Source organism: Mesorhizobium sp. M0500 (assembly GCF_040321165.1).
Classification (GTDB): Bacteria; Pseudomonadota; Alphaproteobacteria; order Rhizobiales; family Rhizobiaceae; genus Mesorhizobium.
Genome location: NZ_JAMYRB010000012.1, coordinates 66,358 through 81,106, shown reverse-complemented (window position 1 = coordinate 81,106; position 14,749 = coordinate 66,358). Strand labels below are relative to the sequence as shown.

Below are 14,749 nucleotides of genomic sequence, written 5' to 3'. Positions count from 1 at the left end.
CGGCGCAGTCCCATCCTGCCTGTGGCTAAGATGGCGCTCGGCTCAATCTTCCGTGACGCGCGGCGTCAAAAGGCCGAGTTCTTCGAGGTCGATGTCGGTCAGCGGATCCTCGTCGTCGGTGAGCGCATCGGGGTCGGCCGGCGGCAGCGGCACCGAGAAATTCGACGGCATGCGGCCTGACAGCAGCCCCGCACCCTTCAATTCCTCCATGCCGGGGAGATCGCGTATCTCCTCCAGTGCGAAATGGTCGAGGAAAATGTCGGTCGTGCCGTAGGTGACGGGACGGCCGGGCGTGCGACGCCGGCCGCGCATCCTCACCCATTCGGTCTCCATCAGCGTGTCGAGCGTCCCCTTCGACGTCTCGACGCCGCGGATGTCCTCGATCTCGGCGCGCGTTACCGGCTGGTGGTAGGCGATGATCGCCAGCACTTCGAGGGCAGCGCGGGACAGTTTGCGCTGCTGCACCGTGTCACGGCTCATCAGGAAGGCGAGGTCGCCGGCGGTGCGAAACGCCCAGGCATCGCCGACGCGCACCAGATTGACGCCGCGCCGCGCATAGATCTGCTGCAGTTCGGCCATTGCCGCGGCAATGTTGATGCCGTCGGGCAGTCGCGAAGTGAGCTGTTTTTCGCTGACCGGCTCGGCGCTGGCGAATACGATCGCCTCGGCCATCCGTACGGCCTCCGCCATATGCAGCCGCTCGCCAGGATTCCGCGACAAATTCTGCCCCTGATTTTGTGCCGGGTTTTCGGCGACCGCGCCTTGCTCGGCGTCGTCGTCGACCTTGAACGGAATGACCGAAGCGTTGGCGCGTTCGCTCATGGTGTTACCTCGACTATCTTGATGGCCTGGGCGCGGCCGCGCAGATAAAGCGGCGCGAACACCTGGTCCTGCCGCATTTCCATCTTGCCTTCGCGCACCAGTTCCAGTGTCGCGGCAAACGAGCTAGCAACCGCGGTGCGCCGCTCTTCCGGGCCGGCCAGATATTCGACCAGGAAACTGTCGAGCGCCGTCCAGTCGCGCAGCGACCCGATCAGCCTGGTCAGCACGTCGCGCGCATCCTTGAGCGACCACACGCCGCGCCTGGCGATCGTCACATTGGTTATTGCCTGCTTCTGGCGCTGCTGGGCATAGGCGGTCAACAGGTCGTAGAGCGAGGCCGAATAGGCATTGCGCTTCTCGACGATCACCATTTCCGGCATGCCACGTGCAAACACGTCGCGTCCGAGCCGGTTGCGGTTGACCAGCCGTGCCGCCGCGTCGCGCATCGCCTCCAGCCGCTTCAGCCGGAACTGCAGCACCGCCGCCAGTTCCTCGCCGCTTTCGCCTTCGTCGCCGGGCTGCTTGGGGATCAGGAGCTTCGACTTGAGGAAGGCCAGCCATGCCGCCATCACCAGGTAGTCGGCGGCAAGCTCCAGCCTCAGCGCCCTCACCTTCTCGACGAAGGCCAGATACTGTTCGGCCAGCGCCAGGATCGAGATGCGCGACAGGTCGACCTTCTGATTGCGGGCAAGATGCAGCAGAAGATCGAGCGGACCTTCGAAGCCGGCCACATCGACGACCAACGCCGGATCGCCGGTCAGCCGGGAATCGTCGTTCTCGGCCCACAAGCGGTCCATCGGTGCGGCCTTGCCGGCCTTCAGGTCCAATGTTTCCGCCACTTCGCTTCCTTTGATGCTAGGCCACCGCGTCGAAGTAACTGGCAAATTCGGCCCGAATCTCGGTCTCGTCCGCCACGTCACGGTTCCTGATATAGGTCAGCGCCCGCTCCGCGCGCTCAAACGACTTGCCTTCCAGCCCGGTCGTGCGCGATGCAATGCCGGCCATCTCCTCGAACACGCCGTTGCAGTGAAGGACCAGATCGCAGCCCGCCGCAAGGATAGCGGCCGCCTTTGACGGGAAATCCCCAGAAAGTGCCTTCATCGAGGTGTCGTCGCTCATCAACAGCCCGTCGAAGCCGATTTCGTCGCGGATGATCTTTTCGATGACCTTGCCGGATGTGGTGGCCGGGTTCTTCGGGTCGATCGCGCTATAGACGACATGCGCCGTCATCGCCATCGGCAAATGGTTGAGCTCCCTGAACGGGGCAAAATCATGCCGCTGCAAGTCGCCGATCGAGGCGTCGACGGTCGGCAGTTCGAAATGCGTATCGGCGAAGGCCCTTCCATGACCGGGAATATGCTTCATCACCGGCAGCACGCCGCCCGCCATCAGGCCTTCCGCCGCGGCGCGACCCAATTCGATGACGGCGCGCGGCTCCTTGCCATAGGCGCGCGCGCCGATGACGTCGCTGGCGCCCTCGATGGGCACGTCGAGCACCGGCAGGCAATCCGCCGTGATGCCGTAGCGCAGCAGGTCGAAGGCATGCAGCCGCGCCATCAGCCATGCGGCACGGGTGCCGGCGTCATGGTCGTCGCGCCACAAGGCGCCGAGTGCACCGGCAGCCGGATAGTTCGGCGCCAGCGGCGGCCGTAGGCGCTGCACCCGGCCGCCCTCCTGGTCGATAAACACCGGCGCATCCGCACGCCCGACGCAGTCGCGCATCGCGGCGACCAGATCGCGGATCTGCTCGGTCTCGCCGATATTGCGCGCAAACAGGATGAAGCCCCACGGGCATTCGTTGCGATAGAAACGGATCTCGTCGCGGGTCAGTGATTTCCCGGCGCAGCCGAGGATCATGGATTTTGATTCGGTCATGCGGAACAGTTTAGAGCTTCGCGCCGACAAAGGGAATCGCCCGCAATTGCCTTCAGAGGTTTCCGTTCACGCAAAAAAGCCGGCGCGGACGCCGGCTTTTCGAGAGGTTTTGGTGCCTAGTGGGACACGAAGCAATTGCCGCCGGCAGCCTTGTAGCTGGTGCACAGTTTGATCGCCTCGTTGCGAGACTGCGCCGGAACGCGGACGCGGTAGAAGGTGCCCTTGCCGGCAATCTCGGCCTTGACGATGTTGGCGGTGCGGCCGGAAAGCACGCTGCCGTAGCGGCGCTGCAGATCCTGATAAGTCGCCTGGGCGCTTTCGACGGTCGGCTGCGAAGCGATCTGTATCGACCACGAACCAGCGCCGGCCGCGGCCGGATCGATGGAAGCGACCTGATCGGGCTTGACCTCGCCGACCACGTCGACCGGCTGGTCGGACGGGCGCTGCGGCGCCACCGGAACCGTGGCCGGGGTGCTGGCGGACTGCTTGCTGGCTGACGGCTTGGCTTCAGCCTTTATGTCGGGCTTGGGCGCCGGCTGCAGCTTGGAGGTTTCGGCCTGATCGCCGCTCGCCTGGTCGCCAATCTTCAGATCACTTGTCAATTGGTCGATCAGGGGCACGGTGCCGGTCTGCGCCGCGGCGTCGGCCTGGGCGGCCGGAGCCACGTGCTGCGGCGCCGGATCGGCCGGCTCGGCAGCAGCCATCTGCGGGGCGGCGGGCGCCGGATCCTCGCGCGCCACGAGCGAGCCGTCAGGTTTCACGACCATGGTCCGTACCTTGCGCGGCGCAACAGCGACGATCTCGGGGGTTGCACCCTTCTCGGCCTCCTGCAGAACCTGCGCGATGCGATCCTCGGACTTGGGCGCCGGTGCGGCGGCGGTTTCGGTAGCGCCAGCCGCACTGGCGCCAAGCGCGCTGGAGTCAGACGCGTTAGTGCCAGGCGCATTGGTGCCAGACCCGTCGGTGTCGGACGCCACGGTGCCGGGCGCGTCGATATCGTCCGCGGCATCGGGGTCATTGGGCGAAAGATCGACGACGCGGCTCTCCGGTTCGTCGGCCTTCAGGTCCACAGGCTCTTCGGTGTTGGTGACCAGCTTCTGCTGAACCGGCTCGGCGGGCTTGGCGCCCTTGACCACAGCGTCATAAACCTTGTTGTCCTGGTTCGGCACGACGGTGCCGCCTGGATTTTCCGGCTTGATCTTGATCGGCCTGTTGTCGGCCTTGACGATAACCGGCGCATCGCTGCCGCTCTTGCCGCCGAGGGTCAACGCAAAGGCGCCAAGGCCTCCGGCGATCGCCACGGCGCCGACCACCGCTCCTATCAGCAGCCCGCGCCTGCGCGGCTGCCTTTCGGCCTCGCGTTCGGCGAGGCCCGGAACCGACATCTCCTCGTCCAGTTCGGGATCGTAGTCGAGCTCATCGAAGGTGAAATCGTCGGCTTGCGAAACCGGCTGGCCGCCAGGCAATGGGCCCAGATCGAAACCGTCCGCTGCATCGGCATAGGAAGCGGCCGCCGCGCTGACGGGGGCTTCCGCAGGCTTGGCGCCATAGGCGCGCGTCTCGCTACGATCTTGCTTATAGCCAGACGCGAAGCCGGCATCGTATTCATCGTCATAGCCAGCACTGCGCACCGGGGCAGGCGCTATATCCGTGGCATTCATTTCGGTGAGAAGGCTGGCAAAATCGGCATCGAGATCGTCGTAGGCGGGCGCCACCGGCTCGTCATCGTCGAAGTTGAGCTCCGGAATGTCGAGATCGTCCGCCAGCGCCACGACGCGCTCGGGCACGTCGACCGTCTCGACATCGGGCATCTCGTCATAAGCGGAAGGCTGCTGATGCGAGCTTGGTGCAGCTTCCGTGTAGGCGGGCCGATCTTCATAGGATGGCCTCTCTTCGACCGGTGCGGCCCGATAGGACGGCGTTGCAGCCGGCTGCGGCGGTGGTGCCGGACGCGCCGAAGCTACCGGCTGGCTTGCAAAAGCGGGCTGAGGCTGTGCGACCGGTGTCACGCGGCTCCACGAGCGGGCCGGCTCGGGCGGCGTGGCGCGTGTCGTCAGCCAGTTCAGCGCATCGAGCGGGTCTTCTTCGGCAGCAGCTGCCGCACTCTTGTCGGCCGAGTCATGATCCAGGCCGATATTCCTGGCGAAGTCGGCATCGAGCGCATCGCTGTCGAGATCATCCGCGGGTCCGGCAGCGGCTTCAACACCGAAATCCTCGCCTTCAAGCTCATCGAGGAGGACACTGCCAAGTTCGGCGTCATCGGCGGCACTGGACTGCGGCGGCTCAGCGGGCTCGTGCTCGTCGAGTTCCCAATCCAGCTCGTCGACAGCATGCACCGGTTCGTTGGCGACGTCTTTGACCGCCGCCATTGGCTGTTCAGCGGCCACTGCTGGCTTCTGAATTACCGGCGCGATAGGCTGCTGAACAGCCATCACGGGCTGCTGGGCAGACTGCTGGCTTGTCTGAGGTTCGTTGACCGCTTGTGCCGGCCGTGTGCTCATCGCACCGAGCAGCGCGTTCAGTTCGTCTTCCAGGCTGCGTTCCTCAGCCACTGGGGCCGTCGGGACGACAGCGGCTGGCGCCACTGGTTCGGCCGCAACTTGCGCCACGGGCTCTTCGGCTTCCTCGGCAGGCGCATCGTCGAAGCTCAGATCGAAATCGTCGTCGAACGCCGCTTCAGCGGCCGCGCCGGAAAGCCGGGCGGCCTCTGGCTCTTCGATCGACTGCTCTTCGATAAACTCTGGTTCTTCGATTTCGGCAGGCCCGTTCGAGCGAACATCGAAGTCCATGTCGACATCGGCCATGGCATCATCGAATTGGCCGGCAAGATCCTCATCGGCCGAAACCGCCTCAACCGGCGATGACGTGGCGGCGACGTTTTCCGCCGGCTCATGCTCGTCGAACATCAGCTCGTCTTCGAGCGAGCTTGCAACGGCATCGTCGAACTCGTCATCGAACGCGGCCGCTTGCGCGGCGGTTTCAACGGCGACGGTCTGCTCCATCGGCTCATGCTCTTCGAGCATCAGCTCGTCTTCGAGCGAACTTGCCACGGCGTTGTCGAACTCATCGTCGAAGGCGGGCTCGTCGACCGGCTCGATCGCCTCGGCTGCGGCCCTGGGTTCATCCTCGCCGGTCACCGCGATCTTGGCCGTCACACCGTCGTCGTGCCGAAAATCCTGGTCGAGCGAGGCGGCAAGTTCGTCGTCACTCGAAAGGTCGTCCTCGAACGGCGACACGTCTTCGAGCGAGCCGGCGACGGCGTTATCGAAATCGTCGTCGAGCTCCGGCTCGACGGCGGGAGCGAACGCCCTTTCGGGGGCGGAGGCAATTTCGTCGGCGGCAACAGGAGTGGCTGCAACAGGAGCAGCATCATCCGCCGCACTGTCGTCGAACGCGAAATCCTGTTCGAACGAGGCAGCAAGCGCGTCCTCCATTTCGTCGGCGGCGGCCGGTTCGGGTGTCGGCTCGCGAAGCTTGGCAGGGGAAGCATTGTCGTTGGCGTCGGCGCCGAATTCGCCCATCAACTCCTTCTCGAGATCGATCTCGAAATCGCCCTCGTCCACCGACGGTTCGGCGGCAGCGGTTTTCGGCTGGGCCGGGGTTTGCGGTTTGACCGGCTGGCGCGGGTCGAACCCCATGATCCTGGTCAGTTCCGCGAACGGATCATCGTTGGCGATGTCGTTGTGGTCGGCTGCTCTCAGCTGGGTTCTGTCTGCCATTATTGTTCCCGAACTCGCACTCATTCGGACGCCATGGACGTCGCGTAGGGTTGGCCCTTACCAGCGCAATGTGGGCAAAAGGTGACAGGTTTTTTACTCAAACCTAACGCATTTCGGTGGGCGCATTGGCTCCGATCAGCGTCAGGCCGGACGTCAAAACGTCCGAAACAGCCTGCACCAGCCCTAGTCTGGCATGCGTCAATTGTCGGTCGTTAACCTTAACAAAACGTAAGTCGGGATTATCGGTGCCCCGGTTCCAGTGTCCGTGGAAGCTGGAAGCGAGTTCGTAGAGGTAAAATGCCAGCCGGTGGGGCTCGAGCGCGAGCGCCGCGGCTTCGATCAGCCGAGGATATTCGGCGAGCTTCCTGATCAGGCCGATCTCCCCCTCATCGGTCAGCAAAGCCACTTCGGCGGCCAGCTGGTTGCGGTCGAACATGGCCTCGCCCAATTGCTCGCTCGCCTGCCGGAATACCGAATGGCAGCGCGCCGAGGCATACTGCACGTAGAACACCGGATTGTCCTTCGACTGCTCGGTTACCTTGGCGAAGTCGAAGTCGAGCGGCGCGTCGTTCTTGCGGTAGAGCATCATGAAGCGGATCGGGTCGCGGCCGACCTCCTCGACCACTTCGCGCAAGGTCACGAACTCGCCCGACCGCTTCGACATACGCACCGGCTCGCCGGCGCGAAACAGCCTCACCAACTGGCAAAGCAGCACGGTAAGCTTGACCTCGTCGCCGGCAATCGCCCGGGCAAGCGCTTCCAGCCGCTTCACGTAGCCGCCATGATCGGCGCCAAGCACATAGATCAGGTCGACGAAGCCGCGATCGACCTTGTCCTTGAGGTAGGCGACATCGGCGGCGAAATAGGTGAAGGTGCCGTCCGACTTGACCAGCGCCCGGTCCATGTCGTCGCCGACCGCGGTCGAGCGGAACAGCGTCTGCTCGCGGTCCTCCCAGTCGTCCGGCTTCTCGCCCTTGGGCGGCGGCAGCTTGCCCTTGTAGATGTGGCCCTTCAGCGTCAGGTCGCTGATCGCCGAGCGTATCTTGCGGGCGTTGTTCGCATGCAGCGTCCGCTCGGAGAAGAAGACGTCGTGATGCACGTTGAGCAGCGCCAGATCCTCGCGGATCATCGCCATCATCGCGTCGATCGTCCTGTCCTTGACGATGGCAAGCGCCTCCTCGTCCGGCATCTGCAGCAGGGAGCGGCCGAATTCGCTGGCCAGCGCCTGACCAACGGGGATCAGATAGTCGCCTGGATAAAGCCCGGCCGGAATGTCGCCGATCTCATCGCCGAGCGCTTCGCGGTAGCGCAGCATGACTGAGCGTCCGAGCACGTCGATCTGCGAACCGGCATCGTTGATGACGTATTCCTTGGTCACGTCGTAACCGGCGAAGGCCATCAGATTGGCCAGCGCGTCGCCGACTACAGCACCCCGGCAATGGCCGACATGCATCGGGCCGGTTGGGTTGGCCGAGACATATTCGACATTGGTTTTCTTGCCGTCGCCGATAGTCGAGCGGCCATAGTTGCGGCCTTCGCCGAGCAGCGCCGTCAGATGCGCCTGCCAGAAGCCGTCCTTGAGCCTGAGATTGACGAAGCCCGGGCCGGCGATCTCGGCGGCCGCGATATCCTCGTCGGCGCGCAGCGCCTCGGCCAGCCTTTCGGCCAGCGCACGCGGGTTCTGGCCGGTCGGCTTGGCCAACACCATGGCTGCGTTGGTCGCGAGATCGCCATGGCTGGCATCGCGCGGCGGCTCGACGGCGATGCGCGACAGGTCCGGCGACACGCCATCCTTGTCTTTCAAATCAAGCGCTTCGACGGCCTTTATGATTCGCGCGTTGAAATCGGCGAAGATGTTCATTGCTGTGGCTCTGACGGTTTTGCAGGGATCCGGCTCGTTGGCCGGCAAAATCGCGCCCGCCCTAGCTCAAATCCGGCGTATGGTCAAACAAACGCCTGTGTTCCTTGAGCGCATAAGTGTCCGTCATGCCGGCTAGGAAATCGGCAACACTGCGCGCCTTGACGCGGTCCTCTGCCCGGTCGAGCCCTTCGCGCCAGCCATCCGGCATAGCGCGCGGATCGGCGAAATAGACGTCGAACAGGTCCCTGACGATCTGGTCGGCATCGGCGCGCACCCGCATGACCTCCGCATGCCGGTAGAGGTGCTTGTAGAGAAAGGCCTTCAGCTCCTTTTCCAATACGGCCGTCTCGGCGGAGAAGCTCACCATCGGCTCGCCGGCCGCCCTTACCGCTTCGGCGCTGCCGGGCTTGATGCGCGCCAGATTGGCTGTCGTCGAGACGATCACGTCCTCGACCATGATGGTGATCTGCCGGCGCATCAGCTCGTGGCCGGTGCGTACGTCATCGAGCGCCGGATAGCGCTGACGCACGCCCTTGAGGATCGACCCCGGCAGCGAGACGCCCTCCAGCATATCCAGCGTCAACAGCCCTGCCCTCAAGCCGTCATCGATGTCGTGGGTGTTGTAGGCGATGTCGTCGGCAATCGCCGCACACTGCGCCTCGATACCAGCGAAGCGGTCGAGTTCGAGGTCGTGCAGTTCGGAATAGTCGCGGATAGCCTGCGGCACCGGCCCCTTCAGCCCTTTGCCCTTGGCATCGGTCAGCGGGCCATTGTGCTTGACCAGCCCCTCCAACGTTTCCCAGGTGAGGTTCAGCCCATCGAACTCGGCATAGCGCCGCTCCAGCCGCGTCACCACACGCAGCGACTGCGCATTGTGGTCGAAGCCGCCCCAGGCGGCCATCTTCTCGTTCAGCGCGTCCTCGCCGGTATGGCCGAAGGGCGTGTGGCCGAAGTCGTGCACCAGGGCCACCGCCTCGGCCAAGTCCTCGTCGCCGCGCAGTGCCCGCGCCAGAGCGCGTGCGATTTGCGCTACCTCGATCGAATGCGTCAGCCTCGTGCGGTAATGGTCGCCTTCGTGCGCGACAAACACTTGCGTCTTGTGCTTCAGCCGGCGGAACGCCGTCGAATGGATGATGCGGTCGCGGTCGCGCTGGAACGGCGTACGCGTCGGGCTTTCCACCTCGTCGAACAGCCGCCCGCGCGACTTCGCCGGGTCGCTGGCATAGGCCGCGCGCGGTCGATAGCCGAATCCGATGTCGCCAAACTCGTTGGTCATAGCGTATGCCGCAGTTGACTTGCCCCGTCGCGCTTCATACCTATCATACGAAACCGAATGCAAGGTGACGCCCATGGGCGCTGATGCCAAGACCGCCATGAAAGTCGAGATGACCGACGCCGCCGCCAGGCGGATCGCCAAGATTGTGGCGAGCGAAGCCGGTAAGACGGCCGTGCGCGTTTCGGTCGAGGGCGGCGGCTGTTCCGGCTTCTCCTACAAGTTCGACCTGGTCGATGGGCGCAATGACGACGACGTCGCCATCGAGAAGGACGGCGCCACCGTGCTGATCGACGACCTGTCGCTGGTCTATATGGGCGGCTCGGTGATCGATTTCGTCGACGATCTGATGGGCCAGTCGTTCCAGATCAGAAACCCCAATGCGGTCGCCTCCTGCGGCTGCGGCACCAGCTTCAGTATTTGAAAATATGAAGCCGCTCCTCGAGGGCCTTGAGGATCCGATGACGGTCCTTGTCGCCCGCGAGATAGAAGCAATTTCCGATATCGATATCGTTGGTTGGGCCAACCGTCACAAGGCAGCTCGGGTCTACGCAGACGACGCTGATTATGTGCAGCTCGTGCGGTGCAATCCGCGGAATGCCGTTAATCTTGCGAAAGCTCATGGCCATTTGAGGTCGCTGATCGCGCGGTGTTTTCCCGATTTCAACGACAAGTCCGATGAAGCCAAGGAAATAGCACGTAAGCTGTTCCTTCGACGCATTCGGACTTACCTTGACGGCGACCTGGAACCCTTTCAGGTCTGCCGTATGGTGTCGCCGATTGAGGACAAATACGATTTTCCACACTGGCTTGGAGACCTTTACAACGGCTGTGATTGGATGGACGAGAATGCAACGCGCGAGCAGGCATCGCACCTGCGATGGATGATAGAGCAAATACTCGCGGAAAATGCCGAACCCCAACCTTTCGGGAGTGAATGAGCATGCGCCGTGTCGGCGCGGTCCGTCAGGTCGCGCTTTCCGCCGGGCGCGACCTCGATGCGACGCTGGCGTTCTGGCGCGAGGTGCTCGGCATGAACCTGCATGCGCGTTTCGATCCGCCAGGCATCGCCTTTATCATGGCCGGTGACGTGCGCCTGCTTTTCACCGACGGCCTACCTGCCGGCACCGTCTATCTCGACATATCGGGCCTCGACGAGTTCCACGCTTCGGCAAGGGTCGCCGGTGTTCCCTTCACCGCGCCGCCGGCGCTCGTCCATCGCGACACCGAAGGCCTGTTCGGCCAGGCGGGGGAAAGCGAATGGATGGCCTTCCTAAAGGACCCGGCAGGCAATACGATCGGCCTTGTCGAACGTCATCCACCGGATCGCTAGTCTCCGGACCACCAGCCTATCGAGGCCGTCATGAAAATCGTCACCTGGAACATCAACGGCGTTCGCGCCCGCATCGGCAATTTGACCCATTGGCTGACGGAAAGCGCGCCCGACATCGCCTGCCTGCAGGAGATCAAGACGGTCGACGAGCAGTTTCCCCGCGCCGAGATCGAGGCACTCGGCTACAATGTCGAGACTTACGGCCAAAAAGGCTTCAACGGCGTCGCCATCCTGTCGAAGCTGCGTTTCGACGAGGTCAATCGCGGCTTGCCGGGCGACGATGCCGACGAGCAGGCGCGTTTCATCGAGGGCGTGTTCTCGACCGACAAGGGCGCCTTGCGCGTTGCCTCGATCTATCTGCCGAACGGCAACCCGATCGACGACGAGAAGAAGTTCTCCTACAAGCTTTCCTGGATGGCGCGACTTGAGCGCTGGGCCGAGGAGCGGCTTGCACTGGAAGAGCCGCTGGTTCTGGCCGGCGACTACAATGTCATTCCCGAGCCGATCGACGCGAAGTATCCGGAAAACTGGCTAAGCGATGCGCTGTTCCAGCCCGCGACGCGGCAGGCGTTCCGGCGGCTGAAGAATCTCGGCTTCACCGAAGCCGTGCGTGCCGTCACCGACGCACCGGACATTTTTACGTTCTGGGACTATCAGGCCGGCGCCTGGCAGAAGAACAACGGCATCCGCATCGACCACCTGCTTCTGTCGCCCGAAGCCGCCAACTGGTTTTCCTCGGCTTCGATCGAAAAACAGGTGCGCGCCTGGGAAAAACCCTCCGACCACGTGCCGGTGGCGATCGATCTGGCGCTGCAGCCGGCCTGACCGGAGCTGCTGTCCGGCGGCACATTGATAAGTTGACCTCTTATCGCCACAAATCGCGTGCTTGATGAGAAATCATCATGGTGGCTGGGGTTCCCATGACTACTCGATTTGCACTTTGCCCGATCGGCTGCGCGCTTGCGATGGCGGTGGCGACGCCGGCCTTTGCCGATGCAGAGTGCCTGGCTAACGGCAAATCATTCGAGATCGGCCGGGTGGCTTGCCTGACGCCTGCCGGCCAAAGCTACCTCGCCCGTTGCGAGATGGTGCTCAACAACACGTCCTGGACAAAGCAGCGGGATGGCTGCCCGGAGAACACGCTGGCCCCACATCTGCAGGGCACGCCGATCTCAACACCGGCGCCCAGCGGCATGCCGGCGGAACCGACCGAGAATTGATTTCAAAACGGAATTTCTGCCGGCCTACTGGTCGCCGCCACCCTTGGTGAGGATGTCGTCGGCCAGCGAGATCGCGGTGCGGCGGTCGGCTTCGCCGGCGGCTGCAAACGCTTCTTCCTGCATGCCGCGGATCCATGGCTGGTCGGCGGGTGAGGCCCGTTCGAGCGCCGCGGTCATCATCGCCAGCCCCCGCACGATCTTGCCGCTTTGGAAAAGCAGGTTGCCGAGCGTCGCCTGCGCGCCCGCATGGCCCTTTTCGGCCGCCAGCTGGAACCAGCGTCCGGCCTGCTTGACGCTGGCCTTGACGCCGCCCTCACCCTTGAGGAACATCTGGCCCATCTCGAACTGGGCGTTCGGATTGCGGTAGTTGGCGGCGGCACGCATGTAATATTCCTGGGCCGCCACTTCGTTCTCCTCGACGGGGCTGCCGGGAATGCCCTTCCTCAGATAGTCGCCAAGCGCCACCAGCGCGTCCGAAACATAGCTTTCCTCGGGCGAACCGGGCTCGACATCCTGGTCGACGATCTCGCTGAAGAACTTGAATGCCGCGTAGTCGTCTCGCGCCACGCCATCGCCTTCGGCATACATGCGCGCAAGCTTCCAGGTGGCGCCGATCTGGCCGTTCTCGGCGGCATATTTATAGGCTTCCGCGGCCTGCTCCTTATGGCCGTTCTTGTAGGCGGAAAAGCCGAACTGGAACACCGCCCACGGGCTCGACTGCGGCTTCACGCCGGTCTTGTCGTCGAACACCTTATCGTCGAAGGCCATGGCCTGGCCGACGGCGCCCAAGGTCGCGCCAAACGTGGCGAGCGCAACCAGTGCCGAAAGGACAGACGACCTCAACAACTCAGATGTCCGCATAGCAGTGTGTTTCTTTGGCACCGCCGGGATGGGTGACCGCGCCGTCGCGGGCAGATCCGACCGTCTGTGCGTATTTCCAGATCGCGCCCGACTGATAGTCGGTCGTGCGCGCCTTCCATGCTTTTGCCCTCGCCGCCAGTTCGGCTTTGGACAATGCAACCTCGATCGTGCCGTTCACCGCATCGATCGAGATCAAGTCGCCATCCCTAAGCAGCCCGATCGGGCCGCCCACTGCCGCTTCCGGCCCGACATGGCCGATGCAGAAACCGCGCGTTGCGCCCGAAAAACGCCCGTCGGTGATGAGCGCCACCTTGCCGCCCATGCCCTGGCCGTAGAGAGCCGCCGTCGTCGACAGCATTTCGCGCATGCCCGGGCCGCCGCGCGGACCCTCGTAACGGATGACGAGAACCTCGCCTTCGCTATAGTTACGGTGCGTAACCGCTTCGAAACATTCCTCTTCCGAATCGAAGCAGCGTGCCGGACCCGAGAATTTCAGTTCCGCCATACCAGCGACCTTCACGATCGCGCCTTCGGGGGCAAGGTTACCCTTCAAGCCCACGACCCCGCCGGTCTGGGTAATCGGCCTATTGGCGGGACGGACCACATCCTGGCTGTCATTCCAGGAAACATGTTCCATATTTTCGGCCAAAGTGCGGCCGGTCACCGTCAGGCAATCGCCATGAAGATAGCCATGGTCGAGCAGCGTCTTCATCAAGAGCGGAATGCCGCCGGCCTCGAACATGTCCTTGGCGACGTATTTGCCGCCCGGCTTGAGGTCGGCGATATAGGGTGTTTTCTCGAATATCCTGGCCACGTCGAAAAGATCGAACTTTATCCCGGCCTCGTGCGCGATCGCCGGCAGATGCAGCGCCGCGTTGGTCGAGCCGCCGGTGGCCGAGACCACGGTCGCGGCATTTTCCAACGCTTTTATAGTAACGATGTCGCGCGGGCGGATGTTCCTTGCGATCAGCTCCATGATCTTTTCGCCGGAAGCGAAATTGAAGCGGTCGCGCATCTCGTAGGGTGCCGGCGCGCCGCAGGAATAGGGCAGCGCCAGGCCGATCGCCTCAGCGACGGTGGCCATGGTGTTGGCGGTGAACTGGGCGCCGCAGGAGCCGGCCGACGGACAGGCGGCTTGCTCGATCTCGAGCAGCTCGGCGTCGCCGATGGTGCCGACCGAGTGCTGGCCGACCGCCTCGAACACGTCCTGCACGGTGATCTGCCGGCCACGGTAGCTGCCGGGCAGTATCGAGCCGCCATAGATGAAGATCGACGGTACGTTGAGGCGCACCATGGCCATCATCATGCCGGGCAGCGACTTGTCGCAACCGGCCAATCCAACCAGCGCATCGTAGCAATGGCCGCGCATGGTGAGCTCGACCGAGTCGGCGATGACCTCGCGCGACACCAGCGACGACTTCATGCCCTGATGACCCATGGCGATACCGTCGGTGACGGTGATGGTGCAGAATTCGCGTGGCGTGCCGTTGGCCGCCGCCACGCCCTTCTTGACCACTTGCGCCTGGCGCATCAGCGAGATGTTGCAGGGCGCGGCCTCGTTCCAGCAGCTGGCGACACCGACCAGAGGCTGCGCGATCTCGGCCGCCGACAGCCCCATCGCATAAAGGTAGGAGCGATGCGGCGCCCGCTCGGGACCAACGGTCACGTGGCGGCTCGGCAGCTTGGCCTTGGAGATCGCTCTGGCGTCCATACTCGTCCTTGCCGCGGGCGGTGCGGCCTGCCTCTTCGCCTAGCCTTTTGGCGCATGTCCCGAGACAGGTTCGA

Annotated in this window: 13 protein-coding genes; 5 read left to right on the top strand and 8 right to left on the bottom strand. The window is 63.7% G+C overall.

Features of this window, described 5'->3' with window-relative positions:
* Window positions 1–42: 42 nt before the first annotated feature.
* The 6 genes from scpB to NKI70_RS21090 form a co-directional block, all read right to left on the bottom strand.
* Complete coding sequence (scpB, locus tag NKI70_RS21115; protein ID WP_352451389.1) at window positions 43–822, bottom strand: SMC-Scp complex subunit ScpB; 780 nt, start codon at window positions 820–822, stop codon at window positions 43–45.
* On the bottom strand, window positions 819–1,619 hold the full coding sequence (locus NKI70_RS21110; protein ID WP_023678931.1) for a segregation and condensation protein A: 801 nt from the start codon (window positions 1,617–1,619) through the stop codon (window positions 819–821). The genes scpB and NKI70_RS21110 overlap by 4 nt, the downstream gene beginning before the upstream one ends.
* Window positions 1,620–1,677: 58 nt before the next feature.
* The gene (gene nagZ, locus NKI70_RS21105) at window positions 1,678–2,697 is read right to left on the bottom strand and encodes a beta-N-acetylhexosaminidase (RefSeq protein ID WP_352697803.1); all 1,020 of its coding nucleotides are present in this window, start codon (window positions 2,695–2,697) and stop codon (window positions 1,678–1,680) included.
* A gap of 116 nt (window positions 2,698–2,813) precedes the next feature.
* The gene (locus NKI70_RS21100; protein ID WP_352697805.1) at window positions 2,814–6,416 is read right to left on the bottom strand and encodes an SPOR domain-containing protein; all 3,603 of its coding nucleotides are present in this window, start codon (window positions 6,414–6,416) and stop codon (window positions 2,814–2,816) included.
* Window positions 6,417–6,519: 103 nt separating this feature from the next.
* Entirely contained in the window at window positions 6,520–8,277 is a 1,758-nt protein-coding gene (gene argS / locus NKI70_RS21095; RefSeq protein WP_352568859.1) for an arginine--tRNA ligase, read from the bottom strand.
* A 61-nt stretch (window positions 8,278–8,338) separates the two neighbouring features.
* Window positions 8,339–9,553, bottom strand: a complete 1,215-nt coding sequence (locus NKI70_RS21090) for a deoxyguanosinetriphosphate triphosphohydrolase (RefSeq protein WP_352568860.1) — start codon at window positions 9,551–9,553, stop codon at window positions 8,339–8,341.
* Window positions 9,554–9,626: 73 nt separating this feature from the next.
* On the opposite strand from NKI70_RS21090, the gene erpA reads away from it, so the two are divergent.
* From erpA to NKI70_RS21065, 5 genes are all read left to right on the top strand, one after another.
* A complete protein-coding gene (erpA, locus tag NKI70_RS21085) occupies window positions 9,627–9,974 on the top strand; it encodes an iron-sulfur cluster insertion protein ErpA (protein ID WP_352568861.1) in 348 nt (115 codons plus the stop codon).
* A 37-nt stretch (window positions 9,975–10,011) separates the two neighbouring features.
* Window positions 10,012–10,491 (top strand): hypothetical protein, encoded by a 480-nt coding sequence (locus tag NKI70_RS21080; RefSeq protein WP_352568862.1) that lies wholly within the window; start codon window positions 10,012–10,014, stop codon window positions 10,489–10,491.
* Between the two features lie 2 nt (window positions 10,492–10,493).
* Window positions 10,494–10,883: a VOC family protein gene (locus NKI70_RS21075; protein ID WP_352568994.1), complete on the top strand. Its 390-nt coding sequence runs from the start codon at window positions 10,494–10,496 to the stop codon at window positions 10,881–10,883.
* A gap of 30 nt (window positions 10,884–10,913) precedes the next feature.
* Window positions 10,914–11,708, top strand: coding sequence for an exodeoxyribonuclease III (xth, locus tag NKI70_RS21070; protein ID WP_023678937.1), 795 nt, complete (start codon window positions 10,914–10,916; stop codon window positions 11,706–11,708).
* A gap of 77 nt (window positions 11,709–11,785) precedes the next feature.
* Entirely contained in the window at window positions 11,786–12,103 is a 318-nt protein-coding gene (locus NKI70_RS21065; RefSeq protein ID WP_352587859.1) for a hypothetical protein, read from the top strand.
* A gap of 24 nt (window positions 12,104–12,127) precedes the next feature.
* Here the strand turns inward: NKI70_RS21065 and NKI70_RS21060 are convergent, their stop codons facing one another.
* Together NKI70_RS21060 and ilvD are read right to left on the bottom strand one after the other, a co-directional pair.
* Window positions 12,128–12,964: a tetratricopeptide repeat protein gene (locus tag NKI70_RS21060; RefSeq protein ID WP_023678939.1), complete on the bottom strand. Its 837-nt coding sequence runs from the start codon at window positions 12,962–12,964 to the stop codon at window positions 12,128–12,130.
* Complete coding sequence (ilvD, locus tag NKI70_RS21055; protein WP_352724874.1) at window positions 12,951–14,675, bottom strand: dihydroxy-acid dehydratase; 1,725 nt, start codon at window positions 14,673–14,675, stop codon at window positions 12,951–12,953. The genes NKI70_RS21060 and ilvD overlap by 14 nt, the downstream gene beginning before the upstream one ends.
* Between the last annotated feature and the right edge of the window lie 74 nt (window positions 14,676–14,749).

Bases quoted from the DNA above. Each gene is read 5' to 3' on its own strand.
- argS (WP_352568859.1), bottom strand. From the start codon at position 8,277: ATGAACATCTTCGCCGATTTCAACGCGCGAATCATAAAGGCCGTCGAA.
- erpA (WP_352568861.1), top strand. From the start codon at position 9,627: ATGGGCGCTGATGCCAAGACCGCCATGAAAGTCGAGATGACCGACGCC.
- NKI70_RS21060 (WP_023678939.1), bottom strand. From the start codon at position 12,964: ATGCGGACATCTGAGTTGTTGAGGTCGTCTGTCCTTTCGGCACTGGTT.
- NKI70_RS21090 (WP_352568860.1), bottom strand. From the start codon at position 9,553: ATGACCAACGAGTTTGGCGACATCGGATTCGGCTATCGACCGCGCGCG.
- NKI70_RS21100 (WP_352697805.1), bottom strand. From the start codon at position 6,416: ATGGCAGACAGAACCCAGCTGAGAGCAGCCGACCACAACGACATCGCC.
- NKI70_RS21065 (WP_352587859.1), top strand. From the start codon at position 11,786: ATGGTGGCTGGGGTTCCCATGACTACTCGATTTGCACTTTGCCCGATC.
- ilvD (WP_352724874.1), bottom strand. From the start codon at position 14,675: ATGGACGCCAGAGCGATCTCCAAGGCCAAGCTGCCGAGCCGCCACGTG.
- NKI70_RS21110 (WP_023678931.1), bottom strand. From the start codon at position 1,619: ATGGACCGCTTGTGGGCCGAGAACGACGATTCCCGGCTGACCGGCGAT.
- NKI70_RS21075 (WP_352568994.1), top strand. From the start codon at position 10,494: ATGCGCCGTGTCGGCGCGGTCCGTCAGGTCGCGCTTTCCGCCGGGCGC.
- xth (WP_023678937.1), top strand. From the start codon at position 10,914: ATGAAAATCGTCACCTGGAACATCAACGGCGTTCGCGCCCGCATCGGC.
- scpB (WP_352451389.1), bottom strand. From the start codon at position 822: ATGAGCGAACGCGCCAACGCTTCGGTCATTCCGTTCAAGGTCGACGAC.
- nagZ (WP_352697803.1), bottom strand. From the start codon at position 2,697: ATGACCGAATCAAAATCCATGATCCTCGGCTGCGCCGGGAAATCACTG.
- NKI70_RS21080 (WP_352568862.1), top strand. From the start codon at position 10,012: ATGACGGTCCTTGTCGCCCGCGAGATAGAAGCAATTTCCGATATCGAT.